At 71.6% G+C, this 25,285-nt stretch carries 21 protein-coding genes; 5 read left to right on the top strand and 16 right to left on the bottom strand.

Translation table 11 applies throughout. The features are described from left to right. Position 1 precedes the first annotated feature (1 nt). Positions 2-1,219: a pyruvate dehydrogenase (acetyl-transferring) E1 component subunit alpha gene (pdhA, locus tag ACGFN2_RS06425; protein WP_362600570.1), complete on the bottom strand. Its 1,218-nt coding sequence runs from the start codon at positions 1,217-1,219 to the stop codon at positions 2-4. A 327-nt stretch (positions 1,220-1,546) separates the two neighbouring features. Here pdhA (ACGFN2_RS06425) and ACGFN2_RS06420 point away from each other — a divergent pair, with 327 nt between their 5' ends. Then, positions 1,547-2,206 carry a response regulator transcription factor gene (locus ACGFN2_RS06420; RefSeq protein ID WP_362600567.1) on the top strand — a complete coding sequence of 220 codons (660 nt, stop codon included), beginning with the start codon at positions 1,547-1,549 and terminating at the stop codon, positions 2,204-2,206. A 176-nt stretch (positions 2,207-2,382) separates the two neighbouring features. After that, a complete protein-coding gene (locus ACGFN2_RS06415) occupies positions 2,383-3,426 on the top strand; it encodes a phosphotransferase (RefSeq protein WP_362600564.1) in 1,044 nt (347 codons plus the stop codon). A 16-nt stretch (positions 3,427-3,442) separates the two neighbouring features. On the opposite strand, the gene ACGFN2_RS06410 is transcribed toward ACGFN2_RS06415, so the two are convergent. Further along, positions 3,443-5,014 carry a protein kinase gene (locus ACGFN2_RS06410; RefSeq protein WP_362600561.1) on the bottom strand — a complete coding sequence of 524 codons (1,572 nt, stop codon included), beginning with the start codon at positions 5,012-5,014 and terminating at the stop codon, positions 3,443-3,445. A gap of 313 nt (positions 5,015-5,327) precedes the next feature. Here ACGFN2_RS06410 and ACGFN2_RS06405 point away from each other — a divergent pair, with 313 nt between their 5' ends. Next, complete coding sequence (locus tag ACGFN2_RS06405; protein ID WP_362600558.1) at positions 5,328-6,971, top strand: protein kinase; 1,644 nt, start codon at positions 5,328-5,330, stop codon at positions 6,969-6,971. Between the two features lie 87 nt (positions 6,972-7,058). On the opposite strand, the gene ACGFN2_RS06400 is transcribed toward ACGFN2_RS06405, so the two are convergent. From ACGFN2_RS06400 to pdhA (ACGFN2_RS06360), 9 genes are all read right to left on the bottom strand, one after another. After that, complete coding sequence (locus tag ACGFN2_RS06400) at positions 7,059-7,625, bottom strand: bacterial proteasome activator family protein (RefSeq protein WP_362600555.1); 567 nt, start codon at positions 7,623-7,625, stop codon at positions 7,059-7,061. A 141-nt stretch (positions 7,626-7,766) separates the two neighbouring features. Next, positions 7,767-8,654, bottom strand: a complete 888-nt coding sequence (locus ACGFN2_RS06395) for a hypothetical protein (protein WP_393357935.1) — start codon at positions 8,652-8,654, stop codon at positions 7,767-7,769. Between the two features lie 154 nt (positions 8,655-8,808). Then, positions 8,809-9,786, bottom strand: a complete 978-nt coding sequence (locus ACGFN2_RS06390) for an NAD(P)H-quinone oxidoreductase (RefSeq protein WP_393357933.1) — start codon at positions 9,784-9,786, stop codon at positions 8,809-8,811. A gap of 94 nt (positions 9,787-9,880) precedes the next feature. Continuing rightward, entirely contained in the window at positions 9,881-11,020 is a 1,140-nt protein-coding gene (locus ACGFN2_RS06385; RefSeq protein WP_362600546.1) for a potassium channel family protein, read from the bottom strand. Next, the gene (locus ACGFN2_RS06380; protein ID WP_393357931.1) at positions 11,017-12,678 is read right to left on the bottom strand and encodes a molybdopterin molybdotransferase MoeA; all 1,662 of its coding nucleotides are present in this window, start codon (positions 12,676-12,678) and stop codon (positions 11,017-11,019) included. Before ACGFN2_RS06380 ends, ACGFN2_RS06385 begins: the two co-directional genes overlap by 4 nt. Further along, on the bottom strand, positions 12,675-13,595 hold the full coding sequence (locus ACGFN2_RS06375; protein ID WP_393357929.1) for an NTP transferase domain-containing protein: 921 nt from the start codon (positions 13,593-13,595) through the stop codon (positions 12,675-12,677). The genes ACGFN2_RS06380 and ACGFN2_RS06375 overlap by 4 nt, the downstream gene beginning before the upstream one ends. Before the next feature lie 122 nt (positions 13,596-13,717). Further along, positions 13,718-15,322, bottom strand: a complete 1,605-nt coding sequence (locus tag ACGFN2_RS06370; protein WP_393357927.1) for a dihydrolipoamide acetyltransferase family protein — start codon at positions 15,320-15,322, stop codon at positions 13,718-13,720. Further along, positions 15,322-16,356, bottom strand: coding sequence for an alpha-ketoacid dehydrogenase subunit beta (locus ACGFN2_RS06365; protein ID WP_393357925.1), 1,035 nt, complete (start codon positions 16,354-16,356; stop codon positions 15,322-15,324). The genes ACGFN2_RS06370 and ACGFN2_RS06365 overlap by 1 nt, the downstream gene beginning before the upstream one ends. Continuing rightward, positions 16,353-17,546: a pyruvate dehydrogenase (acetyl-transferring) E1 component subunit alpha gene (gene pdhA / locus ACGFN2_RS06360; RefSeq protein ID WP_393357923.1), complete on the bottom strand. Its 1,194-nt coding sequence runs from the start codon at positions 17,544-17,546 to the stop codon at positions 16,353-16,355. Before pdhA (ACGFN2_RS06360) ends, ACGFN2_RS06365 begins: the two co-directional genes overlap by 4 nt. A gap of 225 nt (positions 17,547-17,771) precedes the next feature. On the opposite strand from pdhA (ACGFN2_RS06360), the gene ACGFN2_RS06355 reads away from it, so the two are divergent. Next, on the top strand, positions 17,772-18,311 hold the full coding sequence (locus ACGFN2_RS06355) for an Lrp/AsnC family transcriptional regulator (RefSeq protein WP_362600528.1): 540 nt from the start codon (positions 17,772-17,774) through the stop codon (positions 18,309-18,311). 98 nt (positions 18,312-18,409) lie between these two features. On the opposite strand, the gene ACGFN2_RS06350 is transcribed toward ACGFN2_RS06355, so the two are convergent. Next, the gene (locus tag ACGFN2_RS06350) at positions 18,410-19,000 is read right to left on the bottom strand and encodes a TetR/AcrR family transcriptional regulator (protein WP_362600525.1); all 591 of its coding nucleotides are present in this window, start codon (positions 18,998-19,000) and stop codon (positions 18,410-18,412) included. 11 nt (positions 19,001-19,011) lie between these two features. Next, positions 19,012-20,523 (bottom strand): 3-hydroxyacyl-CoA dehydrogenase, encoded by a 1,512-nt coding sequence (locus tag ACGFN2_RS06345; RefSeq protein WP_393357920.1) that lies wholly within the window; start codon positions 20,521-20,523, stop codon positions 19,012-19,014. A 145-nt stretch (positions 20,524-20,668) separates the two neighbouring features. On the opposite strand from ACGFN2_RS06345, the gene paaN reads away from it, so the two are divergent. Further along, complete coding sequence (gene paaN / locus ACGFN2_RS06340; protein WP_393357918.1) at positions 20,669-22,351, top strand: phenylacetic acid degradation protein PaaN; 1,683 nt, start codon at positions 20,669-20,671, stop codon at positions 22,349-22,351. Between the two features lie 59 nt (positions 22,352-22,410). On the opposite strand, the gene ACGFN2_RS06335 is transcribed toward paaN, so the two are convergent. The 3 genes from ACGFN2_RS06335 to ACGFN2_RS06325 are packed head-to-tail and all read right to left on the bottom strand — an operon-like array spanning position 22,411 to position 25,132. Further along, the gene (locus ACGFN2_RS06335; protein ID WP_393357916.1) at positions 22,411-23,085 is read right to left on the bottom strand and encodes a TrmH family RNA methyltransferase; all 675 of its coding nucleotides are present in this window, start codon (positions 23,083-23,085) and stop codon (positions 22,411-22,413) included. After that, positions 23,082-24,467, bottom strand: a complete 1,386-nt coding sequence (locus ACGFN2_RS06330) for an HTTM domain-containing protein (protein WP_393357914.1) — start codon at positions 24,465-24,467, stop codon at positions 23,082-23,084. Before ACGFN2_RS06330 ends, ACGFN2_RS06335 begins: the two co-directional genes overlap by 4 nt. Next, positions 24,464-25,132 (bottom strand): DUF5819 family protein, encoded by a 669-nt coding sequence (locus ACGFN2_RS06325; RefSeq protein ID WP_393357912.1) that lies wholly within the window; start codon positions 25,130-25,132, stop codon positions 24,464-24,466. Before ACGFN2_RS06325 ends, ACGFN2_RS06330 begins: the two co-directional genes overlap by 4 nt. Positions 25,133-25,285: the final 153 nt, after the last annotated feature.

Genomic DNA, 25,285 nt, shown 5'->3' with positions numbered 1-25,285 from the left:
TTCAGTTCCCCTCCGCGGCAAGATCGGCATCGGCGAACGACGCCTGATACGCGGCGAACTGCGCGCGCTCCTCATCGACGAGCGCATGCCCGTCGGCATAGACATTCTCGAAGATCGCCATGTTGTCCGGGTCGGGCATGGCACGTACGGCATCGCGGACCCGCTTGCCCAGGGCCTCGCTCTCCTCGTCGATCGAGGCGAGATACGCGTCATCGACGATGCCCTCGGCCTCCAGGTACGTCCGCAGCCGCAGAATCGGGTCCTTGGCCTCCCAGGCCACCCGCTCCTCGTCCTCCCGGTACTTCGTCGGGTCGTCGGAGGTGGTGTGCGCACCCATGCGGTAGGTGAACGCCTCGATGAGCATCGGCCCCTGGCCGGTACGGGCCCGCTCCAGCGCCGCTTTGGTCACCGCCAGACAGGCCAGCACGTCATTGCCGTCGACCCGTACACCGGGGAATCCGAAACCGCGGGCGCGCTGGTAGAGCGGCACCCGGGTCTGCTTCTCGGTGGGTTCGGAAATCGCCCATTGGTTGTTCTGGCAGAAGAACACGACCGGGGCGTTGTAGACCGCGGAGAAGGTGAAGGATTCCGCGACATCTCCCTGGCTGGAGGCACCGTCACCGAAATAGGCGATGACCGCGGAATCCGCGCCGTCCTTCTGCACACCCATCGCATAGCCGGTCGCGTGCAGCGTCTGCGAGCCGATGACGATGGTGTACAGGTGGAAGTTGTTGCTGTTGGGGTCCCAGCCGCCGTGATTGACACCGCGGAACATGCCCAGCAGGTTCGTCGGGTCGACACCGCGGCACCACGCCACACCGTGCTCACGGTAGGTCGGGAAGACGTAGTCGTCGTCGCGCAGCGCGCGGCCGGAACCGATCTGGGCGGCCTCCTGCCCCAGCAGCGAGGCCCACAGGCCCAGTTCGCCCTGGCGCTGGAGGGTGGTCGCCTCGGCGTCGAACTTACGCGTCAGCACCATGTCGCGGTAGAGCCCGCGCAGTTCCTCGGCGGAAAGGTCGATCGAGTAATCCGGGTGCTCGATCCGCTTGCCTTCGGGCGTCAGCAGTTGTACGAGCTGGTCGTGCTCCGCCTGCTCGGGCCGGCCGGAGTTCCGGGCCTTGGCCGGGGACGCCTTCTTCGCCGACGTCGCCTTTTTGGCGGTGGTGCGCTTGCTGCTGCCGCGGGCGTTTTTCCGCTGCGCAGTGCCTTCCACGGTCACGTGCTGCTCCTCCGTCTGTCCGGCCCCCGGGGTCCGCCGGTGGCCGTATTGCGGCTCACCCGGTATCCGATACGGCGCACGGGGTGTGTGCGTTCGCGGCCGGCTCCGGGTGGAACAAAGCTCCCGGACAGTGGCCTGCTCATTGCACGTTACCCATTGTCAAAGCCGAAGTGGAAACGGCGCTGACCTGCGATTTTGCTTGGATTTCCAAGTAAATCGCGAAGGCTTGGAACAACTCCTGGTCACAGCGTTGCAGGCCGCCGGGACAACGGCACGTTATATCGGTGACCTGGAGCACGGGAAGGGTTGATGTGTGAGACTGGTGAGGTGCGCGAAGACGGAAAAATCACGGTATTCCTGCTCGATGACCACGAAGTTGTCCGGCGCGGTGTCCACGAAATGCTCTCGGTCGAGGAGGACATCGAGGTCGTCGGCGAGGCGGGAACTGCCGCAGATGCCCTGGTCAGGATACCGGCGACCCGTCCGGACGTAGCGGTGCTCGATGTCCGGCTGCCGGACGGGAGCGGCGTCGAGGTCTGCCGCGAGATCCGTTCGCAGGACGAGAACATCAAATGCCTGATGCTCACGTCCTTCGCGGACGACGAGGCGCTGTTCGACGCGATCATGGCCGGTGCGGCCGGATATGTCCTCAAGGCCATCCGGGGGAACGAACTGCTCTCCGCGGTGCGCGAGGTGGCGGCCGGGAAGTCCCTGCTCGACCCCGTGGCCACCGCCCGGGTGCTGGAACGGCTGCGCGACGGCAACGCCGCCAAGGGCGACGACCGGCTGGCCCGCCTCACCGACCAGGAGCGCAAGATCCTCGATCTGATCGGCGAGGGAATGACCAATCGCGCCATCGGCGAACGGCTCCATCTCGCCGAGAAAACGATCAAGAATTACGTCTCCAGCCTGCTGTCCAAGCTCGGTATGGAGCGCCGCTCCCAGGCCGCCGCCTATGTCGCCCGAATGCAGGCGGAACGGCACTGACCAGCCAGGGAATGCGACAGCACCCTCGGCGAACGGTCCTGCGGAAACACGGAATCGCCGCCGCCCCCAGGCCCCGCCTGACGGAAGCCGGAGCGCCCTCCGTCCTTGTGCGCACGCTGCGTGAGGCCTTCCGGCACGCCCACTCCGACGGGCGTAGTTGATCTAACATCTGGCGCGTGCTGCGCTCATCTGTAGTCCGGACGGCGGCGACGCCCGACAGAGACACTCTCGGCTCCCTGCTCCGCCACTACACGGGCGCCGGTACGCCGCTGTCCTGTGAACCGGTCGCCGAAGGCCTGCTCAACCACGGCTACTTCCTCGCCACCACCCGCGGCCGCTACTTCCTCAAGCACCACCTCGACGGCGACCACGCGGCCCTCACCCGCCAGCACCGCGCCACCTACCGGCTCGCCGCGCTCGGACTGCCCGTCGCCCCGCCCGTCGCCCATCCGGACGGCCGCACGGTCACGGTCCTCGACGGCCGCTGTTACGCCCTGCACCCCTGGGTCGAAGGCCGCCATCTCGGCGGCGCCGCGCTGACCCGCGACCAGTCCCGGCGGCTCGGCGCCCTGCTCGGGGTCGTACACAACGCGCTGGCGGAGGTCATGGCGGACGAACCGCATCCGCCCCGGCCACCCTGCGCGGACGCCGGCGCCGACCCCGAACGGACCTTCGAGACGATCGACGAGCTGCTGGCCCTGGCCCGCGGGGCCCGGCCGCGCACCAGCTTCGACGAGCTGGCCGAACACCGTCTGCTGGAGCGCCGTTCCCTGCTGGCCCAGCAGGCGCACCGCCGCCCGGCCCCCGGCGCGGAGCCGCCCGCGGGCTGGGTGCACGGCGACTTCCACCCGCTGAACGTGCTCTACCGGGGCACCGAGCCGACCGCGATCGTCGACTGGGACCGGCTGGGCGTCCAGCCGCGCGCCGAAGAGGCGGTACGCGCCGCCGCGATCTTCTTCGTACGGCCCTGCGGCACCCTGGACCTCGCCAAGGTGGCGGCCTACGCGAGCGCCTACCGCCATGCCTGCGGGGCAGGTGCCGAGGAGCTCGCGGCGGCCGTCCACCGGGTGTGGTGGGAGCGGCTGAACGACTTCTGGATGCTCACCTGGCGCTACCAGCTGGGCGACCGCCGCACCGATCCACAGTTCCCGGCGGCGGCCGCACTGGCCGTGTGGTGGACCCGCGAGTACCGAGCCGTGCGGAACGCGTTCACCCGCTGAGGCGGGGACGGACCGGTCAGCCGGTCGCGCCCGCCGTCACACCGGTGTCCGGACCGCCGTCGGCGGCGCCCCCGTCAGCGGCACCACCGGTCGGGTCGGTCGGGTCGGTCGGGTCCGTCGGGTCCGTGGGCGGCTCGGACGTCGGGGGCTCGGACGTCGGCGGCTGCGAGGAGGGCGGCTGCGAGGTCGGCGGCTGGGACGTCTCCGGAGTGCTGGGCTGCTCCGAAGGCGGCTCGGAGTAGGTGCCGCCGTCATCGCCCGTGTCCTCGGGCTCGGTCTCCGGAATGCTCGGCTCCTCCGAAGGCGGCTCGCTGGTCTCGTCGTCCTTCGACGGCTTGGGCGACTCCGAAGTGGGCGTCTGGTGCTTCTTGTCCTGGCCACCGGTGTTCTGGAGCGCGAAGGCCACGCCCACCGCGATGGCGATCACCGCCAGCGCCGCGATCAGCCAGATCTTGCCGCGGCCGCCCTTGCCCGGCCGGGGCCCGCCGTCGAAGCCCCCGTCGTCGTCCCGCATACCGGGGGTAAGGATCGGCTGCGCCGTGGTCCTGCCGGCGTCGGGGTGTGGCATCGCCGTGGTGGCCGCGGTGCCCATGGGCGAGGTGAGCCCGCCCTCGTGGACGGCGACCGGGCCGGTGCTCCAGGTGCCGGTGTGGCCGCCCTGCTCGTGCAGCATCTGCAGCGAGTACTGGACCAGGCCGCGCATCTCCTCGGCGGACTGGAAGCGGTCGTCGGGGTCCTTCGCCAGCGACCGCATGACCAGGCCGTCCAGCTCCGGCGGCACCGCGTCGGCGACATGGGACGGCGCCACCGGCATGTCCTGCACATGCTGGTAGACGACCGACAGCGGCGTCTCACCGGTGAACGGGGGCCGCAGCGTGAGGAGTTCGTAGAGCAGACAGCCGGTGGCGTACAGGTCGGAGCGGGTGTCGACGGTCTTGCCGAGCGCCTGCTCCGGGGAGAGGTACTGGGGGGTGCCCATGACCATGCCGGTCTGCGTCATGGTCGACTGCGCGCCGTGCAGGGCACGGGCGATGCCGAAGTCCATGACCTTGACCGCGCCGCTGTTGGTGATGATCACGTTCGCGGGCTTGATGTCACGGTGCACGATGCCGTGCTGGTGGCTGTAGGCCAGCGCCTCCAGCACACCGGAGACGATGATCAGCGCCTGGTCCGGCGGCGGGGCGTCGGCGTTGAGCAGCAGATCGCGGATGGTGTGGCCCTCGACCAGCTCCATCACGATGTACGGCACGGTGTTGCCGCCGACCAGGTCCTCGCCGGAGTCGTAGACCGCCACCACCGCGTGGTGGTTCAGCCCGGCCACGGACTGTGCCTCCCGCGTGAAGCGGGCCTTGGAAACCGGGTCCTCGGCGAGGTCGGCCCGCAGCAGCTTCACGGCGACGGTACGGCCGAGCCGTACGTCCTCCGCCGCGAACACCTCCGCCATACCGCCGCGGCCCAGCCGTCGCGTGAGCCGGTAGCGGCCATCGCCGACCAGCCCGCCGTTGCCCCACATCTCCGGTGCGTCGGGGATATTGGAGCCGGTGGCGTCAGGATCGGACGGGCCCTGGGGGCTCTGCGTCGGTGCCATCGGTCCTCGCCGTCGAATCAATCCGCATGAGAGCGGTAAGGTCATCGGTCTTCGCTAGAGCACGCTACAGGTTCCGCGGCACCCACCGGTCCGTCGTGGACCGGCCATCAAAGCCGCTGGAAGTCAAGCACCGCAAGTTCACCGGGGGTAATCGGGCACCGAAAAGCCCCCTGGCCGTGACGGGATCTTGCACATCTGGTCACGGAACGGGCACACGGCTTGACGTGTCCGGGGCCTGGGGCAGACTTGGCTGCGAAATTCCAGATTTTGATCGCTATACGTACGGGTAGTGCGCCTAGGGGGAAGCGGAACGATGAGCCAGGACGGCGCTCAGGGCCAATTCGAGGGCCGTTCGGTCGGCGGAGGACGTTACCAGCTTCGTGATCTTCTGGGCGCGGGCGGTATGGCGTCCGTTCACCTCGCCTACGACACCGTGCTGGACCGCGAGGTCGCGATCAAGACCCTGCACACCGAGCTCGGCCGCGAGCAGGCCTTCCGTGAGCGCTTCCGCCGTGAGGCGCAGTCCGTGGCGAAGCTCACGCACACCAATATCGTCTCCGTCTTCGACTCCGGTGAGGACGAGCTCGACGGCGGCATGGTGCCGTACATCGTCATGGAGTACGTCGCAGGCCAGCCGCTGCGCTCCGATCTGGACACCGACATCGCCCAGGTTGGCGCGATGCCGACGGAGAAGGCCCTGAAGATCACGGGCGATGTCCTGGCCGCGCTCGAGGTCAGCCATGAAATGGGCCTGGTCCACCGGGACATCAAGCCCGGCAATGTGATGTTGAACAAGCGCGGCGTCGTGAAGGTCATGGACTTCGGCATCGCCCGCGCCATGCAGTCCGGCGTGACGTCGATGACGCAGACCGGCATGGTCGTCGGCACCCCGCAGTACCTGTCGCCCGAGCAGGCGCTGGGCCGCGCTGTGGATGCCCGCTCCGACCTCTACTCCGTCGGCATCATGCTCTTCGAGCTGGTGACAGGCCAGCTGCCGTTCGACGCGGACTCCCCGCTCGCCATCGCCTACGCCCACGTCCAGGAAGAGCCCCCGGTCCCGTCGAGCATCAACAGCTCGCTGCCGCCGGCCGTGGACGCGCTGGTGGCCCGTGCGCTGAAGAAGAACCCCAACGAACGGTTCCCCACCGCCGAGGCGATGCGGGACGAGTGTCTGCGGATCGTCGGGTCCGGGCAGTCCGGCGCGACGCCGCTGATCATCGGCGAGGGCCCGCGGGCGCGGACCAGTGGTGCGTCGGTCTCCTCCGCCGTCTTCCCGACCGCTTCCGGCAACCCGCACACCCCGGCCCCGCCGAGCGTGCAGCAGCCGTACCAGCCGACGCAGGCTGCCTTCGGTCCCTCGACTCCCCCGCCGCCGAGCAACACCTACCCGACGCCCGCGCCGGGCCCCGTTCCGGGCCCGGCGCCGTTCAATTCGGGTGGGTACCAGCCCCCGGCGTACACCCCGCCGCCGGTGGCTCCCACGATGCCGCCGGCCCCCCGTCCCGCCCCGCGGAAGAACAACTCCGCGGTGATCGTCGTCTCGGCGATCGTCGGTGTCATCGTGGTCACCTCGATCGCGATCGGCATCGGGCTGAGCGCCGGTGGCGGCGACGACCCGGACCCCGACCCGACATCGACCTACTCCTACTCGTCGTCACCCACCCAGAGCGTCATGCCTGAGGACAAGACGAAGACGGTTGACTCGACGGAGTGCACCAAGCCGGACTCTCCCTACAGCGAACCGAAGAAGATCTACTTCCCGTTCCTCACCTACAAGAACCTGGCCTCGGTGAAGTCCTGCCTCGACGCGGCGGGCTGGAAGTACAAGGTCACGGAAGAGAACCGCGGGTACACGGCCAAGAACACGGTCATACAGACGAAACCGGCGAGCCTTGAACGCTGGGACCCGAAGAGCGGCGAGACGATCGAGCTGACCGTCTCGACGGGGCACTACTGATCAGGACCGGACAAGAAGGGGTCGGCACGCACGCGGCGTGCCGACCCCTTCTGCTTGCTGCGGGTCGCTGAACAATCAAACCCCGGCTCAGAGGTACGGGCCCGAGCGGGCGCCGCCGTGACCGGGCTGGCCCTCCTCGCCCTCCATCGGCATGGCACCGGGCGGCAGCGCACGGCGCATCGACTCCAGCTGGGCACGGGCCGCCATCTGCTGGGCGAAGAGCGCGGTCTGAATGCCGTGGAAAAGGCCCTCCAGCCAGCCGACCAGCTGGGCCTGGGCGATCCGCAGCTCCGAGTCTGTCGGCACCGACTCATCAGTGAAGGGCAGCGACAGACGCTCCAGCTCCTCGACCAGCTCGGGCGCCAGACCGTCCTCCAGCTCCTTGACCGAGCTGGAGTGGATCTCCTTGAGCCGGACCCGGCTCGCCTCGTCCAGCGGGGCGGCCTTCACCTCCTCCAGCAGCTGCTTGATCATGCTGCCGATGCGCATGACCTTCGCAGGCTGTTCGACCATGTCCGTCAAGGGGGTCTCCCGGGATTCTTCGCCGTCTTCCCCGCCACCGGAGCCGACGCCACCGCCGAGCGCCATTCCGTCCGGGCCGACAACCAGGACGTGCGGATTCTCCTGCGACCGTTCATTCATCGGCATCTCCATGCCGCCATTCTCTCGTACCTGGGCTCCCCACAAGTGGTGCCCCTGGGAGAAGGTGATCCACCCTTTCCGCGCGAATCCGGGCGTCACTGTTTCACGTGAAACCGCGGATTCCCGCCGTTTCACGTGAAACCGACGCCGGCATCAGCCCCGGCGCAGCCGCAGGGCGAAGAAAGCGAGCCCCAGCCCCGTGAGAGCAAGCCCGGCACCCATCGGGAGCACCCGCTCGACGGGGGCCGTGGGGGTCTCCATGGCGTACGGGGTCGCCGTTGCCGCCGCTGTGTCGTCCACGTTCTCCGGTGCGGAGCGGACGTCCTCCGGAGCGGGCGTCGGGAGCGGCGGCAAGGCCTCGTAGGAGCGCCGGGTGTGCCGGTCCGCGACATCGCGCCGGGACGGGGAGGGCCGGGACGGAGTGGCCGCGGCGTCGTGGGAAGCGGACGCGGAGGGCTTGCGGTGCTTGGGCTTCGGGGCACGCCGGCCGGGCCGCGCGTGCGCACGGTCGGCGTCGGGCGAGCCCGCCGAAGCGGAGTGCCGGTGCCTGCCGTGCCCCGGGGACTCGGCGCTCCCGCCATCGGAGTACGGCGGTGCGGCGGAGCCCGGCTCGAAGGGGTGATGCGGGTGGTGGTGCCAGCGGCCGTACCCACGGAACCCGAAATGGTGATGCGGCCGGTGCGGGAAGTCCGGAAGGGCGTACGGCAGGCCGGGCAAGCGGTCCGGCAGTCCCGGGGCTCCCGGGTGACCGCGATGTCCGGCGCGCGCCCGGCCTCCTCCGGCACCGGGCCCCTCGGCGGGCGGCGGGCCGGCACCGAAGCCGTCGGCACCGTACCCGTCGGAACCGAAACCGTCGGCACCGCCGTCTCCGGGGGCGTCATCGGGCTGATCGCCGGGGCGGACGAGCTGCGGGGGACGGTCGACCGGTGTGGCCCGCCGGTCCGCGGCCACCGCGGAGGTGGCCCCTATCGGTACGGGCAGCACGACGGCAGCCACCAACAGACCGGTGGCGATGCGCGAACGGAAACCTGGAGCGACCACAGTGCCCCTCCCGTGCCGAGCCGTCGAGTGACCTGACCAGCGTCACATGTGACGAGATTCACGGCATCTCGGACAGCTCGGCCGGGTTACCGGGCGCAGTTGCGGCAGCCGGCGGGCGCGGACGGCGCGGTTCGCGGGAGGGGCGGGCGTCGGTTCAGACGGTCAGCACGACCTTGCCGACGTGGGCGCTCGCGTCCACGACGCGGTGCGCCTCGGCGGCGTCCGCCATCGCGATCGTGCGGTCCACGATCGGCCGGACCTGACCATTGGCGATCAGCGGCCAGACGTGCTCGCGCACCGCGGCGACGATGGCCGCCTTCTCGTTCAGCGGGCGAGCGCGCAGCCCGGCGCCGGTGATCGCGGCGCGCTTGGCCATCAAAGCGGCGAGATTGACCTCCGCCTTCACCCCGCCCTGCAGCCCGATGATCGCCAGCCGTCCGCTGACCGCCAGCGCCTTGACGTTCCGCTGCAGGTACTTGGCGCCGATGATGTCGAGGATGACGTCCGCGCCCTTGCCGTCGGTGGCCTTGCGGATCTCCTGGACGAAGTCCTGCTCGCGGTAGTCGATGAGGATGTCCGCGCCCAGCTCGGCGCAGCGGGCCAGCTTCTCGGGGCCGCCCGCGGTCACCGCGACCCGTGCGCCGACGGCCTTGGCGAGCTGGATCGCCATCGTGCCGATCCCGCTGGCACCGCCGTGGACCAGCAGGGTCTCCCCGGGCCGCAGGTGCGCGATCATGAAGACGTTCGACCAGACCGTGCAGGTCACCTCGGGCAGCGCGGCGGCCGTGACCAGGTCCACGCCGGCCGGCACCGGCAGCAGCTGGCCGGCCGGGACGGCGACCTTCTCCGCGTATCCACCGCCCGCCAGCAGCGCGCACACCTCGTCCCCGACGGCCCAGCCGTGCACGCCGGGGCCGAGCGCGCTGATCCGCCCCGCGCACTCCAGACCGGGATAGCGGGAGGAGCCGGGCGGCGGGTCGTAGAAGCCCTGGCGCTGGAGCAGGTCGGCGCGGTTCACGGCGCTGGCCGCGACCTCGACCAGGACCTCGCCCTCGGCGGGCTGCGGATCGGGGACGTCCGCCCAGACAAGTGCTTCGGGGCCACCGGGCTCCGGGATAGTGATCGCTCGCATGGGCGCGAGGCTACTCGCCGTCCGCGTACGGAGCGAAGGTGTGGGGGGCGGCGACTACCGCAGGAAGGGCCATCCGCCCCCGCTCCACGTGCGGTTATTCATCCGCCCGGCGCATCGGGGTGACGCCGCTGCCGGGGAGGTTCGGCTTGCCGGACTGCTTACCGGGGTGGTCCGCCGGCTCCGCCGCGGCCGCGCGCACGATGGTGATCAGACGGTCCGTGCTCTGCAGCGGACTGGCCTCCGGGTCGTCGTAGCCCAGGAGCCGGTGACCGCGCAGCACGGACACCACCAAGTCGTCGGTCTCCCGTACGGACTTGCCGACCTCCGCCTTCACCACCGTGCGTTCCACCAGGTCGAGGCCGCTGCCCTGCTGGATCAGGTCCTCCATGACGGTGCCCGCGCTGGGGCTGTGGACGGAGAGCCCCAGCAGCCGGCCGGCCGCGCTGGCCGAGGTGATCACGGCATCGGCGCCGGACTGCCGCAGCAGCGGGGCGTTCTCCTCCTCCCGCACCGCCGCGACGATGTTCGCCCTCTTGTTGAGCTGACGGGCGGTCAACGAGACCAGCACGGCGGTGTCATCGCGCTGGGTGGCGATCACGACCTGGTGGGCGCGCTGGACCTCGGCCCGGAGGAGCACATCGCTGCGGGTCGCGTCGCCGACCACCCCCGCGAACCCGTCCGCGACCGCCGCGTCGATCACTTTGCTGCTGGGGTCGACGATGACGACGCGGTCGCGGTGCAGCCCCGTCGCACACAGGGTCTGGGCGGCGGAACGGCCCTTCGTCCCGAAGCCGACGATGACGGTGTGATCGCGCAAGGCGTTTCTCCAGCGTTTCAGTTGCCACTGCTCGCGGGTGCGCTCGGTCAGCACTTCCAGTGTGGTGCCGACCAGGATGATCAGGAACAGCACCCGCAGCGGCGTGATGAGCAGGATGTTCAGCAGCCGCGCGCTGTCGCCGTACGGGACGATGTCGCCGTATCCGGTGGTCGAGAGCGTGACGGTCGCGTAGTAGAAGCAGTCGAGCAGATCGACCTTGCCGTTGGCGTTGTCGTGGTACTCGTCGCGGTCGATCCAGACGATGAAGACCGTCGCGAGCAGCACGAGCAGCGCCATCAGCAGCCGGCGGGCGACCTGGCGCAGCGGCGGCTTGGGGGTGCGGCGCGGCAGCAGCACCCGGTGCGAACGGTCCTCGGACACGTCACGCGCCGCGGCGTCCTGGGACGGGAGCTTCACGTGCGGCCTCCGGTGGCCTCAGGGGGATCGTAGGGGTCCCGTGGGGCGGCCCAGTCGGGCGTCCAGCCCGCGGACCAGCCTGCCGACCAGCGGAATTCCAGGGTGTCGAGCTCGGTGTCGCGCTCCGCGCCCCCGGGCGGGACGACCGCCAGCGCATCGGCGGCGGCGATCCCACGCAGCATGGCCGGGCCGTGGAAGCGCAGCGGTACCGCCGTCAGACCGTGCCGCTCGTCGTCGCGGTAGGCCACGGGAACGAGCCGGGTGTCCTGCGGATGCCCGGGGACCCCGGCGGCCAGCGGTACGCGGTACGGCGCCGCGGGACGCCGGGCGGCGAGCGTACGCAGCAGCGGTTCGGCGAGGGTGAGCAGACCGGAGACGGCGGCGAGGGGGTTGCCCGGCAGCCCGACGAGGTGCCGGCGCGGGGCCAGGCGGGCCAGCAGCATGGGGTGGCCGGGGCGCACCGCCACGCCGTCCACCAGCACCTCGGCGCCGAGCCGGCGCAGGGTGGGGTGGACATGGTCGACAGGGCCCGCCGCGGTACCGCCCGTAGTGATCACCACGTCGGCGGTGGACTCGGTGAGGGCGGCGTACAACGTGTCGGCGTCGTCGGCGAGATGGCGCGGCGGTGCCGCCTCGACGCCCAGCGCGTGCAGCCAGGGCGCGAGCATCGGTCCGAGGGCGTCGCGGATTCGGCCCTCCCGCGGCAGCCCGCGGTCCAGCAGCTCATCGCCCAGGACGAAGACGTCGGCACGCGGCCGGCGGTAGGCGGTCAGCTCGTCGTAGCCGGCCGCCGCGGCCAGGCCGAGGACGGCGGGGGTCACCAGGGTGCCCGCGGGCAGCAGTTGGTCGCCGCGGCGGCACTCCTGGCCCCGCGGGCGGATGTCCTGGCCGGGCGGCGCGGGCCGTGGCGCGTACAGCCGGCGTCCGCCGTCGCCCAGGGCGCGGACCTCGCCGTGCTCGCTGCGCAGCACGGCGGTGGCACCGGCCGGGACGCGGGCGCCGGTGGCGATCGGGATCGCGTGGCCGTCGAGGAGGCCGTCGGCGGGGTCCTGACCGGCGAGGATGCCGGGCGGGGCGCCCGCCTCGCCCGCGGCGGCCGCGTCCGCGGGCGGGTCCAGGCGCCAGGGGCCGGGGCCGGAGACCGCCCAGCCGTCCATCGCCGAGGTGTCGAACGACGGCAGATCGGTGAGCGCGGTCAGGGGTGCGGCGAGCGTACGGCCGAGTGCTTCGCCGAGCGCCGCGGTCTCGGGCGCGGGCGGCCCGGCGACGGCCCGCCCGGCGAGGGCGCGGGCGGTGTGCCAGGGGACGGCGTCCGGGGTGGGGCGCGGGCCGGAGCGCGTGGCAGGCGCCGGTTCCGCGGGGCCGGAGCGACCGCTCCGGGCGGCGGCGGGGTCGTCGGGGGCGAACGGGTCGTCCGGTGTGTAGGGGGCGTCGCCGCCGCCGGTCGCGGAGGAGGCGGCCGCCGTGGCCCCTCCGGCTGCGTACGGCACGGTGACGGTCGCCGCCTCGGGCCCGGACCCGGCCCTGACGCGTGCCGGTGCGGTGCCGTTGACCAGCGCGAGCGCATCGTCGAAGGGGTCGCCGCCCCCCTCGGCCGGGGGTTCGCCCCAGGCCCGGCCCACCGCGCCGGGCTCCCCGCCCCACTCCCCGTCGGTCATTCCGCGGGCTTCGCTTCGGCACCCGTGGCGCCGCCGGCGTCGGACGCGGCCTGGGCCTCGGCCGCCCAGCGATGGGCCAGCGCGGCGGCCCGGTCGGCCAGTTCCTTCACGTCACGGTCCTGGCGACCCGCCGCATAACCGATCAGAAAGGTCGTCAGCGGGGCAGCGGGGCGGGCCACGCCATGGGCCGCGTCCCGTGCGAGGTCGAGAAGCCCCGCCGTGTCGACATCGAGCTCGATGCCCAATTCGGCCTTGACTGCGGTGATCCATTCATCCAACACGCTCCCATGCTCCCTGATACGGGCGCGCGCCGCGCTGATGTCTTCCCAGGTGTCGCAGTCGAAGGAGGCCATGGCGCCGGGGTCCACAACCCGTTCGAGCACCAACTCGGCCAGCAGCGCCCGCAGCGGGAGTCCGGCCAGACCGCCGTGCGCGGCCCGGAGCCGCGCCAGCTCACGGCGCAGCGGCCCGGCCCGGTAGGCGGCCACGAGCGGCTGGTCCCGGCCCGAGGCGTCCCGGAGCACCGCCCCGTCGCGGGGCGCGGGGTCCCCGTCCGGTCCGGCGGCGCCCGCCGTTTCCGTCGCCGCCGCCAGCAGGCTCCGTACGGTGTCCGCCGTCAGGAACGGGAGGTCGGCGGAGAGGACGAGCACCGTCGGGGCGGAGGTGTGGCGCAGACCGGCGTCCAGTGCGGCGAGCGGGCCGCCGCCCGGCGGGTCCTCCAGGGCAGGGACGACCGCGCGGAGGGCCGGGCGGACGGGGCCGACTACGACGGTGGTCGCCGCGTCGGGGCAGGCGGCGAGCACCCGGTCCAGCAGCGGGCGGCCGCCGACGGACAGGGCGGGCTTGTCCGCCCCGCCGAGCCGCCGGGCCGCACCGCCGGCCAGCACGATGGCGTCGTGGTCGGTGAGGTCGGTCACCCCTTGAGTATCGCCGGGGGCGGCGGGTTCACACCGCTGCCGGAGGGGCGGCGGATGTCAGCTCCACCACAGCGGGCGCGGCCGGGGCGGCCGGTGCACCCGCCCCACCGGCCGCCCTCCCCTCACAGCGACCGGAGCAACAGCGCAGGCTGCTCCACGCAGTCGGCCACGAACCGGAGGAAGCCCCCGGCCGTGCCGCCGTCGCACACCCGGTGATCGAAGGTCAGCGAGAGCTGGACGACCTGCCGGACGGCCAACTCACCCTCGTGCACCCAGGGTTTGGCGGCTATCCGGCCGACACCGAGCATCGCCGCCTCGGGGTGGTTGATGATCGGCGTGGAGCCGTCGACGCCGAAGACGCCGTAGTTGTTGAGCGTGAACGTGCCGTGGGTCAGCTCGGCCAGGGAGAGCCCGCCGGCCCTGGCGGTCTCGGTGAGCCGGGCGATCTCGGCGGACAGCTCCTCGACCGTACGGGCCTGGGCGTCCCGGACGACCGGCACCACCAGGCCGCGGTCGGTCTGCGCCGCGAAGCCCAGATGGACCGCGGGCAGCCGGACGATCTCCTGGGCCTCGGTGTCGACGGTGGAGTTGAGCGCCGGGAACCGCGTGAGCGCGGCCGTACAGATCCGGGCCAGCAGGGCGAGCAGCGACACCTTGGGGGCGCCCGGCACATTCATCGCCTTACGGGCGGCGAGAAGCTCGGTGGCATCGGCCTCCACCCAGCAGGTCGCCTCGGGGATCTCGCGGCGGCTGCGGCTGAACTTCTCGGCGGCCGCACCGAGCATCCCCTTCAGCGGGATGCGCTCCTCACCCGCCATACCGGCGCCGCCGGTCGCGGACCCGACGGCTCCGATGCGCGCCACACCCGCGACACCGGTCGGCCCACCGGCACCGCCCCTGGCGACCGCTCCGGCGGCACCGGCCGTCTCCCGCTCCTGCAGCGCCCGGATCGCGCACTCGACATCCGTGCGGAGGATCAGCCCGTCCCGCCCGGAACCCGCCAGTTCCCGCAGGTCCAGACCGTGTTCCCGGGCCATCCGCCGCACCAGCGGGGAGATGACGGCCACCGTACGGTTGGCGTCCTCCACCGCACCGGCCCTGGAAGCCCCGTCCGCCCTGGCCGATCCGTCCGTACCGGCTGCCCCCACGGCAGTCGCTCCGGCGGGAACCGCCCCTGGGACACCGGGCATCCCCTCATCCGCTCCGGCGCCGGCCGAGCCGTCCGCCGCCCGGCCGGGCGGTCGTGGCACGCCCGCCCCAGGGCCCGCTCCGGTCCCCGGCCGGATACGGCGCCGGCGCGCCGCCGCGGCACTCGTGCCGTACCCGACGAGCACATTCCCGGACCCGGAATCCCCCGCTCCGTCCGCGGACGCCCCTCCGGCAGCCGGCGCCGTCGGCGCACCCGCATCGGGCGCACCGCTTTCCGCACCCGCGCCGGAGCCCGGCGCCGCGGGACCTGTCCCCGCGAGGTCATCCGGCACGGCCCCGACGGCGACCGTGACCAGCGGCGCCCCCACGGGGACCTCGGCCCCCTCCTCGCCGAAGCGGGCCGTCACCACGCCCCCGTACGGGCACGGCACCTCCACCATCGCCTTGGCGGTCTCGACCTCCACCACCGGCTGGTCGACGGCCACCACCTCGCCGACCTCGACCATCCAGTGCACGATCGTCGCCTCGGTGAGGCCCTCTCCCAGGTCGGGCAGCGTGAATTCGCGGACCACGGCCATCACTCACCACGTCCCTCGGTCCAGTCCGACTCCCACTGGAGGCGGGCGACGGTGTCCAGAATCCGGTCCACGCCCGGCAGGTGGTGCCGTTCCAGCATCGGCGGCGGGTACGGGATATCGAAGCCGGCCACGCGCAGCACCGGCGCCTCCAGGTGATGGAAGCAGCGCTCCGTGATCCGTGCGGCGATCTCCCCTCCGGGACCGCCGAACCCGTTGGACTCATGGACCACCACGGCCCGACCGGTCCGCCGCACCGAGGCGCAGACCGTCTCGTCGTCGAACGGCATCAGCGACCGAAGGTCGACCACTTCCAGGTCCCAGCCCTCGGCACGGGCCGCCTCGGCGGCCTCCATGCAGACCGGGAGCGACGGGCCGTAGGTGATCAGCGTGGCGCTGCTGCCCCGGCGCCGGATCTCGGCGCGGCCCAGCGGGGCGACCTCGGTGGGCGCGTCGGGCGACCAGTCGGACTTGGACCAGTACAGCCGCTTGGGTTCGAGGAAGACGACCGGGTCGTCGGAGGCGATCGCGGCGCGCAGCAGCCCGTAGGCGTCCTCGACGGTCGCCGGGGTGACGACCTGGAGTCCCGGGGTGGCGAGGTAGTACGCCTCGGAGGAGTCGCTGTGGTGCTCGACACCGCCGATGCCGCCGCCGTAGGGGACACGGATGGTCAGCGGCATCGTCAGCGCGCCACGGGTGCGGTTGCGCATCCGGGCGACATGGCTGACCAGCTGCTCGAACGCCGGATAGGCGAACGCGTCGAACTGCATCTCGACGACCGGCCGCAGCCCGTACATCGCCATGCCCACGGCGGTGCCCAGGATGCCGGCCTCGGCGAGCGCGGTGTCCGTACAGCGGTCCTCGCCGAATTCCTTGGCGAGTCCGTCGGTGACCCGGAAGACGCCACCCAGGGCGCCGACGTCCTCGCCCATCACATGGACGGACGGGTCGTCTGCCATGGCGTCGCGCAGCGCGCGGGTCAGCGCCTGCGCCATGGTGGCGGGCTTGCGCGCGGTCGCCGGAGCGGTGGTCGTCATGGCCTGGCCTCCTCGGCGGGCCCGTCGGTGCCCGCTGCGTCCTCGGTGTGTCCGGCGGCCTCGGCGTCCAGCTCGGCACGCAACTGTGCGGCCTGCGCGCGCAGTTGGCTGGACTGCTCGGCGAATACATGGGTGAACAGGTCCATCGGGTCCGTCTCCGGGTCGGCGTTCATCCGGTCCCGGAGGTCGGCGGCCATGTCCTCGGCGCCGTCCCGGGTGGCACTGACGAAATCGTCGGTCAGCAGATCCCGGGCGGCCAGCTCACGCTCCAGAAGGACTATCGGGTCGTGCGCCTTCCAGGTCTCGACCTCGGCGTCGCTGCGGTAGCGGGTGGCGTCGTCGGCGTTGGTGTGCGCCTCGATGCGGTAGGTGACGGCCTCGATCAGGGTGGGGCCGGCGCCCCTGCGGGCCCGTTCCACGGCGTCGGTGAGCACCTCGTGCATCGCGGGGGCGTCGTTTCCGTCGACCAGGCGGCCCGGCATGCCGTATCCGACCGCCTTGTGAGCGAGGGACGGCGCCGCGGTCTGCTTGGCGAGCGGCACCGAGATCGCGAAGCCGTTGTTCTGAACGAGGAAGACGACCGGTGCCTGCCAGAGCGCCGCGAAATTCAGCGCCTCATGGAAGTCACCCTCGCTCGTGCCGCCGTCGCCGACCATGGCCAGCGCGACCACCTCGTCGCCCTTGAGGCGGGCGGCGTGCGCCAGGCCCACCGCATGGGGGAGCTGGGTGGCGAGCGGGGTGCACAGGGGGGCGATGCGGTGTTCGTGGGGGTCGTAGCCGTTGTGCCAGTCGCCGCGCAGCAGGGTCAGGGCCTGGACGGGGTCGAGGCCGCGCGCCACGGCGGCGAGGGTGTCGCGGTAGCTGGGAAAGAGCCAGTCCCGGTCTTCGAGGGCCAGCGCCGCGGCGACCTCGCAGGCTTCCTGACCGGTGGAGGACGGGTAGACCGCCAGGCGTCCCTGCCGGGTCAGCGCCGTGGCCTGGGCGTTGTACCGGCGGCCGCGGACCAGCTGGGTGTACAGCCTGGTCAGCAGTCCGGGGTCGAGCCGGGCCGCGGCGTCCGTGCCCAGAAGGCGGTACGGCTCCGCGTCGGGCAGGAGGGGCGCGGGGTCGACGCGCGGCCGCCACGCAGGCGGCGGACCGGCCAGGCTGCTCGTGTTCCTGCTGCTGCCGGGCTGCTCAAGGACCGTCATGTCGAGCACCTCCTCGGATCGAAGGGGGTGGCGCGATGCGCCTCGTGGGGGTGGCGGGCGGGCGGCGGGTGGGCAGGATGGAATCGGCCAGGGCGGGTACGCCCTGCCCTACCGATTGTTCGGTCGCTGATGCATTTTGGCTACAGGCGGGCTCAGCCTGTGGACAAACGGTTCTCCACAGCTTGAGATGAAGCCAGGGCGTCCATAAAGGGGAGGCGGGACCACATGCCGGACGAACAGATGGCCAGTTCCGGCGGGCAACCGGCGGCCGCGGCCGGCCCGCCGCCGACGGTCTCCGCTCCGCCCGCACCGGCCGCGCGCCCGCTGGACACCATCGACCGTTCGATCCTGCGCATGCTGCAGACCGACGGCAGGGCCTCGATACGCTCCGTGGCCGAGCGGGTCCATGTCTCGCGCGCCAACGCCTACGCCCGGATCAACCGGCTGATCGACGACGGTGTGATCCGCGGCTTCAGCGCCCTCATCGACCAGGAACGGGCAGGCCAGGGCGCCTCCGCCTACATCACGCTGAAGATCGTGCAGAACTCCTGGCGGACCGTGCGCAAGCAGCTCACGGCGCTTCCGGGGGCCACCCACATCGCGCTGGTCAGCGGCGACTTCGATGTGCTGCTGCTGGTGCACACCAAGGACAACCGCGAGCTGCGGGAGCTGGTCCTCACCCGTATCCAGTCGATACCGGAGGTACTGAGCACCCGCACCCTGCTGGTCTTCGAGGAGACCGACCTCGGCCCCGAAGAGGACTGACCGGCTCCGGGCACACCCGCCGGCGTGCTCCTCACCGGGCGCGGGCCTGCGGAATTGCCGCGTTGACCAGGGCTCTCAGGGCGCGGGGACGGCGCGGATCACGGCTTGCGCAGCCCCGCGAACGCCGTACGCACCACGGCCTCGGCGACCTCGTCACGGCTCGCCGCGCCGCCCCGCCCCGGCCGGTACCACTCCACAATCGAGTTGATCATGCCGAAGAGCAGCCGGGTGGCCAGCCGGATGTCCACGTCGTCCCGCAGATCGCCGTCGGCGGCGGCCTGCTTGAGCAGGTCCGACACCTCGTGGTCGAACTCCCGGCGGCGCTCCATGGCCCACCGCTCGGTGTCCGTGTTTCCCCGCACCCGCAACAGCAGCGTCACATAGGGGAGTTCGTCCATCAGCACCTCGGCCACGCGCCGGGTGACATGCTCCAGCCGCTCGATCGCCCGCCCCTGGACGGCACCCGGCTCCTCCAGCACACCGAACAGCCCGTCCAGCGCACGGCTTATGGCGCGGTGCAGCAGCTCTTCCTTGCTGCGTACGTGGTGGTAGATCGAGGACTTCGAGATACCGGCCGCCTTGGAGAGGTGCTCCATGGACGTGCCGTCGTAGCCGCGCTCGATGAACACCTCGACGGCCACCGCGAGCAGCGAATCGGGTGTATAGGTGTCGCGCTTGGCCATGGTCATGATTAGAGCACCTATTCCTCGAGGTCCGCACGGCGCCGCAGCGCCCAGGACGGTACGTAGCGGCCACCGGCATCCTGGTGGTGCATCGAATCCAGCAGATCCCACACCCAGTGGGCGCCCAGCCGCTCGACCCATTCCATGGGGCCGCCGGGGTAGTTCACGCCCAGCCGCATGGCCGTGTCGATGTCCTCGGGGGTGGCGACCTCGCGGGCCGCGGCGTCCACAGCGAAGTCGATGATCATCGCGATCGTCCGGGCGACGATCATGCCCGGGACGTCCTCGATCACGCTGACCTGCTTGCCCAGCGCCTGGAAGAGCCCGACGGCCTCCGCGAGGTCCTCCTCGGACACGGTCGCGGAGGGCGCCAGGGCGATCCGGGTCGCGGCACGGTAGTCCAGTGACAGGTCGAAGCGGATGTAGTTCTCATGGGCACGGCTCGTGGCCGGATAGCCATTGGTCAGCGCCAAACAGGCCCCGCCGGGAAGCCGGACGAAGCCTTCCGACTCGGCCGGTGTGCGGTCGCGGGTGACCTTGATGCCCGCCTCCTCGATGAGGTCGCGCAGCACCACCGCGGGGCCGGGCAGCTTCGCGTGCAGGCCGACGGATACGGGCGCCGGGCAGGGCTCCGCGGTCCGCGGCTCCGGGCGGCGGGCGCCCTCGGAGTAGTCGAACCAGCCGCGCCCCGCCTTGCGGCCGTGCAGCCCGGACTCGACCAGCCGGCGCTGCGCCAGGGAGGGGGTGAACTTCGGGTCCTGGAAGAAGGCCTGCCACACGGAGTGAGTGACCGCCTCGTTCACGTCCTGTCCGATGAGGTCGGTCAGTTCGAAGGGCCCCATCCTGAACCCGGCACCGTCGCGCAGCACCGCGTCGATGGTGGCGGGGTCGGCGACCCGCTCCTCGTAGACCCGCAGGGCCTCGGCGTAGAAGGGGCGGGCGATGCGGTTGACGATGAAGCCGGGGGTGTCGGCGCAGCGCACCGGCTGCTTCCCCCAGGCCGCGGCGGTGTCGTACGCCATGGTGGCGGCCGCCTCGTCGGTGGCGAAGCCGCTGATGACCTCGACCAGGGGGAGCAGCGGAGCGGGGTTGAAGAAGTGCAGGCCCACGCAGCGGCCGGAGTGGCGCAACCGGCCCGCGACGGCTGTCACGGACAGCGAGGAGGTGTTGGTGGCCAGCAGGCAGTCCGCCGCCACGAGGTCCTCCAGGGCGGTGAACAGCTCCTGCTTGGCGGGAAGTTGCTCCAGGATCGCCTCGATGACCAGCGCGGCGTCGGACAGCTCGGCGAGGGCGGTGGCGGGGGAGAGGCGCGCGCGGGCGGCGTCCCGCTCGTCCGCCGGAATCCGGCCCTTTTCGACGAGCCGGTCCAGCCGTCCCACGATCGCCTCGGCGGCCTGCGCGGCGCGCCCGGGGGCGGTGTCATAGAGGCGGACGCGATGGCCGGCGACCAGCGCGACCTGCGCGATGCCCTGCCCCATGGTGCCGGTTCCCACCACTGCCACGGTGCTGCTGGGCTCGATTGCCGTCATGCCAGCTGATCCTCCCCGACCGACTTTTCCACAGGCTGGCCGGGCCCTCTTGCCCCGACCGATCGTTCGGTTACTCTAACTCCGTTGCCTGTCCGCTCCCAGCCCCTATCCACTCTCGCCCGGCTCGACGAGGAGTTGGTCATCGATGGCCGCCGAAATGCCCGCAGCGCAGTTGATCGAGAAGCACCGCCCGACCCTCGACCAGGCGCTGGAGGCGATCCGCACCCGCGCCTACTGGTCCCCGCACCCCGAGCACCCGAAGGCGTACGGCGAGACCGCCGCACCCGACGGGCTGGCCGCCTTCGAGGCGCTGCGCGGCAAGCGGTTCGAGCTCGACCAGCCCGGCACGGACGACTGGACGGGCGAGGAAGTCTCGCCGTACGGCCCGGAGTTGGGCATCAGCTACCCGCATCCGGATGTGGACGTGCTGCTGCCGGCCATGCGCGCCGCGCTCCCCGCCTGGCGGGACGCCGGTCCCGAGACGCGGGCGGCGGTGTGTCTGGAGATCCTGGCCCGGATCAGCGCGCGCACCCATGAGTTCGCCCAGGCCGTGATGCACACCAGCGGCCAGGCCTTCATGATGGCGTTCCAGGCGGGCGGGCCGCATGCCCAGGACCGCGGCCTGGAGGCGGTGGCGTACGCGTACGCCGAGCAGGTCCGCACGCCGGAGCAGGCCCCGTGGTCCAAGCCGCAGGGCAAGCGTGACCCGCTGGAGCTGTCCAAGAGCTTCACGGCCGTGCCGCGCGGTGTCGCTCTGATGATCGGCTGCAACACCTTCCCGACGTGGAACGGCTACCCCGGCCTGTTCGCCTCGCTGGCGACCGGCAACCCGGTGCTGGTCAAGCCGCATCCGCGCGCCGTGCTGCCGCTGGCGCTGACCGTCAGGGTGGCCCGCGAGGTGCTCACCGAGGCCGGTTTCCCCGCCGACCTGGTGTGCCTGGCCGTGGACAAGCCGGGTGAGGGGCTGGCCAAGACGCTGGCCGTCCGTCCCGAGGTCCGCATCATCGACTACACCGGCTCGACCGCCTTCGGCGACTGGCTGGAGACCCACGCCCGGCAGGCGCAGGTCTACACGGAGAAGGCCGGCGTCAACACCGTCGTCATCGAGTCCACCGACGACTACAAGGGCATGCTCAGCAACCTCGCCTTCTCGCTGTCGCTCTACAGCGGCCAGATGTGCACCACCCCGCAGAATCTGCTGATCCCGCGCGACGGCATCGGCACGGACGCCGGACCGAAGTCGTACGACGAGGTGGTCAGCGATCTCGCGGGCGCGGTGAGCGGCCTGCTGGGCGATGACGCCCGGGCCAACGCCCTGCTGGGCGCCATCGTCAATCCGCAGGTCAAGGAGCGGATCGCGGCCGCGGTCGGGCTCGGGGAGGTGGCGCTGGCCTCCCGTGAGGTGGCCAACCCCGAGTTCCCCGGCGCCACGGTCCGGACGCCGGTGATCGTCAAGCTGGACGCGGCCAAGCCGGACGACGAGGCGGCCTATCGCTCGGAGTGCTTCGGCCCGGTGTCCTTCGCGGTGGCCGTCGACTCCGCGGCCGACGCGGTGGACCTGCTGCGGAGCACGGTCCGCGACCAGGGCGCCATGACGGTCGGCGCGTACACCACCTCGCCCGAGGTCGAGCAGCTGGTGTCGGAGGCCTGTCTGGACGAGTGCGCCCAGCTGTCGCTGAATCTGACCAGCGGGGTCTATGTGAACCAGACCGCGGCGTTCTCGGACTTCCATGGCTCGGGCGGCAACCCTGCGGCCAATGCGGTGCTGTGCGACGGCGCCTTCGTGGCGAACCGCTTCCGGACGGTGGAGGTGCGCCGCCCGGCGTGACCGGTGCGGTCAGGGGCCGGGAGCTCTTCCCGGCCCCGCCCGGCGACCGTCAGGGCCCGTCAGAGGGAGCCCGGCTCCTCGATCCGCGCGTGGCGCCCGATCCAGGCGTGCATCGCGATGGCTGCCGCGGCCCCCGCGTTGATCGAACGGGTCGAGCCGAACTGCGCGATCGAGCAGACCACGGAGACATGCCGGCGCGCCTCCTCGGTCAGCCCCGGCCCCTCCTGGCCGAACAGCAGCACACAGCGGCGCGGCAGCACGGTCGTCTCCAGCGGTACGGAGCCGGGGAGATTGTCGATCCCGATGATCGGCAGCTCCTCGGCCGCCGCCCAGGCGGTGAGGTCGGCGGTGTCCGGGTGGTGGCGGACGTGCTGGTAGCGGTCGGTCACCATCGCGCCGCGCCGGTTCCAGCGGCGCTGCCCGACGATATGGATCTCCTTGGCCAGGAACGCGTTAGCGGTCCGGACGACCGAGCCGATGTTGAAGTCGTGGCTCCAGTTCTCGACGGCCACATGGAAGTCATGGCGGCGGGTGTCGAGGTCGGCGACGATCGCCTCCCGCGTCCAGTAGCGGTACCGGTCGACGACATTGCGGCGGTCGCCGTGCGCGAGCAGCTCGGGGTCGAACCGCTCGTCCTGCGGCCAGGGCTCGGGGTGCGGTCCGACGCCGATCTGCGGCCCGTACCCCTCGTCGTACTGGAGGGGCTCGGCGGGGGCGGTTTTCTCGCTGCTCACCCCACGAGCGTATGGCCACCGCCACCGTGGTCCGTACGGGCGTCCGGCTCGCCGCCGCCGGACCCTCCGGTGGCACGGGCCGGCTCGCCGCGCGAGAACAGCCGTTCGCGCAGGCCGGAGACGCGCGCGGAGATCCAGGTCAGGAACTTCGTCGGCAGGAAGACCGCGTCCGCGGTGATCATCGCGAGCGAGAAGAACGGCAGCCCCAGCAGGAACGCGATCGAGAGGTGCTCGCAGATCATCACGACCAGCAGCACATTCTTCAGCCGGCGGTTGAAGAGCGTGAACGGGAAGGCGACCTGCACGATCACGGTGCCGTAGGTGATCAGCATGATCATCACGCCGTTGCTGCCCAGCAGCTCGGACAGCGCCGGCCAGGGGGAGAAGTAGTCCAGGTGCATCGGGAAGTAGACCGCGGTGCCGTCCTGCCAGCGGCTGCCCTGGATCTTGTACCAGCCGGCGGTGGCGTAGATCAGGCAGACCTCGACCATGATCACCAGCAGTGCGCCGTTGTGGGCGAGCTTGGCGAGGGTGTCCAGCACTGTGCGCGGCTCGCCGGGTGCGTACCGCTGCACCGCCCACCACAGTCCGTGCGCCGCCCACAGCCCCCACAGCACCAGGCTCCAGCCGATGTGCGGGAACGGGCCGTTCTCGAACCAGCTGAGGCCGTAGTTGCCGCCCAGCTGGGCGACGGCCAGAGCGAGGCCGAGCACGGACCACAGGACGATGCCGGGCAGATCACGGGAGCCGGTGGGTACGCCGTCGGTCTCCGCCGCGGCCGCGGCCCGCTTCGCGCGGCGCGCGTCCAGCGACCACACCTGCCCGCACCGGGTCAGCACGAGATACATCGACATCAGGTGGATGACGTTGTCGCCGCCGTCCCCTATGAAGATGCTGCGGTTCTGCAGCGAGAGCACGCCGACCATGAAGAGCACCGACATGGTGCGGGTGCGCCAGCCGAGCATCAGCAGCGCGCTGGACACGAGGGACAGCAGGTAGACGCACTCGAACCAGCCGCGGCCGTCGGACCAGGGCAGTATCGAGAAGGCGTGGTTGCCGCCGAGCAGGCGGCGCGCCATGTCCAGGCTCCAGGGGCTGTCGGGCCCGTAGAGCACCGCGCGGTGCGGCCATTCCCGCAGCAGGAACAGCAGCCAGGTCGCCGAGAAGCCGATCCGGACCACGGCGGTCTGGTACGGGGCCAGCGCCCGGCCCGTGGCGTACCGGAAGCCGCGGCCGATGGCGCGCTCGATACGGGTCTCTTCGTACGGGGCGGGCTCCTGGGGTGCCTGCGGCTGCTCGGGCGCCTCGGCCGGCTCCGTGGGGTGCACGGCCTGCTGTGCACCGGGGGTCTGCTGAGGCTGCTGGGGCGTCGGTGACGTCACTGGTTCGCCCCCTCGGGCAGGTCGGCTGCGGTGACCTGCCACCAGGGCAGCACGCGGTACACGGGCTTGTCGCTGATCTTCTCGGTGCTCCACGGCGGCGGGCGGACCGCCGTCGTCTGCGAGCGGACCTGAATCCGCTCGACCCGAGCGCCGTTGCCGGTCCACTCGGCGTCCATCCGGAGCATCACGAGCCGCCGGATGTAGCGCTCGGACAGCTCACCGCGCGGGCCGGCCGGGCGGTTCTGCGCGTTGTGGGTGTTGAGGAAGAACTCCCACCCGCGGCGCAGTTGGTTCTGCTGGGTGTGGCTGGGCATCGGGTTGTGGCGGATGGCCTGGCCGTCGCGGGCGGTCAGATCGGTCCAGCCGGTGGTGCGCGAGGCGCCGCCGTCGGTGCGCAGCTGTGCGCGGACCTGGACCGCGCTGTTCTGCTGGAGGGGGTTGGGTGCGAACAGCTTCCAGTTCTGTTCGTACTCGGGATAGACATAGTCGCTGATCAGGGCGCCCTGCTGTTTGCTGAGCGTGTTCGACGGCGCGACATGCAAGAACATCATGGCGAGATGAATCGCGACGGCGACCGCGATGGCGCAGGCCGCCACTCCGATGACGATCCGCGAGGGCAGCGAGAGCGCGGCCAGTGGCCGCGATTCGTCCCCGTATGACTGCATTCCCGCCCCGTTCCCAGAATCCAAGCGATGACTCCGCTCCGGAACCGTACCTACGCGGCACCGCCGGGCACACCTTCCCCCGCGTTATCCACAGGCTTGACACCCGAGGTCCGCCCACTCACCATTGAACCGAACGATCGGTCGGTCGGGAGC

It is taken from the genome of Streptomyces sp. NPDC048612 (genome assembly GCF_043199295.1).
Taxonomy (GTDB): domain Bacteria; phylum Actinomycetota; class Actinomycetes; order Streptomycetales; family Streptomycetaceae; genus Streptomyces.
The sequence above is the reverse complement of the archived record's forward strand: the minus strand, read 5'-3'. Positions and strand labels throughout refer to the sequence as shown.

What these genes read in the sequence shown, in the direction of transcription:
- ACGFN2_RS06350 (WP_362600525.1), bottom strand. Translation starts at nt 19,000, where the DNA reads ATGACCATGGCCAAGCGCGACACCTATACACCCGATTCGCTGCTCGCG.
- ACGFN2_RS06380 (WP_393357931.1), bottom strand. Translation starts at nt 12,678, where the DNA reads ATGACCGACGGGGAGTGGGGCGGGGAGCCCGGCGCGGTGGGCCGGGCC.
- ACGFN2_RS06355 (WP_362600528.1), top strand. Translation starts at nt 17,772, where the DNA reads ATGCCGGACGAACAGATGGCCAGTTCCGGCGGGCAACCGGCGGCCGCG.
- ACGFN2_RS06410 (WP_362600561.1), bottom strand. Translation starts at nt 5,014, where the DNA reads ATGGCACCGACGCAGAGCCCCCAGGGCCCGTCCGATCCTGACGCCACC.
- ACGFN2_RS06365 (WP_393357925.1), bottom strand. Translation starts at nt 16,356, where the DNA reads ATGACGACCACCGCTCCGGCGACCGCGCGCAAGCCCGCCACCATGGCG.
- pdhA (WP_393357923.1), bottom strand. Translation starts at nt 17,546, where the DNA reads ATGACGGTCCTTGAGCAGCCCGGCAGCAGCAGGAACACGAGCAGCCTG.
- ACGFN2_RS06405 (WP_362600558.1), top strand. Translation starts at nt 5,328, where the DNA reads ATGAGCCAGGACGGCGCTCAGGGCCAATTCGAGGGCCGTTCGGTCGGC.
- ACGFN2_RS06370 (WP_393357927.1), bottom strand. Translation starts at nt 15,322, where the DNA reads ATGGCCGTGGTCCGCGAATTCACGCTGCCCGACCTGGGAGAGGGCCTC.
- ACGFN2_RS06345 (WP_393357920.1), bottom strand. Translation starts at nt 20,523, where the DNA reads ATGACGGCAATCGAGCCCAGCAGCACCGTGGCAGTGGTGGGAACCGGC.
- paaN (WP_393357918.1), top strand. Translation starts at nt 20,669, where the DNA reads ATGGCCGCCGAAATGCCCGCAGCGCAGTTGATCGAGAAGCACCGCCCG.
- ACGFN2_RS06400 (WP_362600555.1), bottom strand. Translation starts at nt 7,625, where the DNA reads ATGGAGATGCCGATGAATGAACGGTCGCAGGAGAATCCGCACGTCCTG.
- ACGFN2_RS06390 (WP_393357933.1), bottom strand. Translation starts at nt 9,786, where the DNA reads ATGCGAGCGATCACTATCCCGGAGCCCGGTGGCCCCGAAGCACTTGTC.
- ACGFN2_RS06325 (WP_393357912.1), bottom strand. Translation starts at nt 25,132, where the DNA reads ATGCAGTCATACGGGGACGAATCGCGGCCACTGGCCGCGCTCTCGCTG.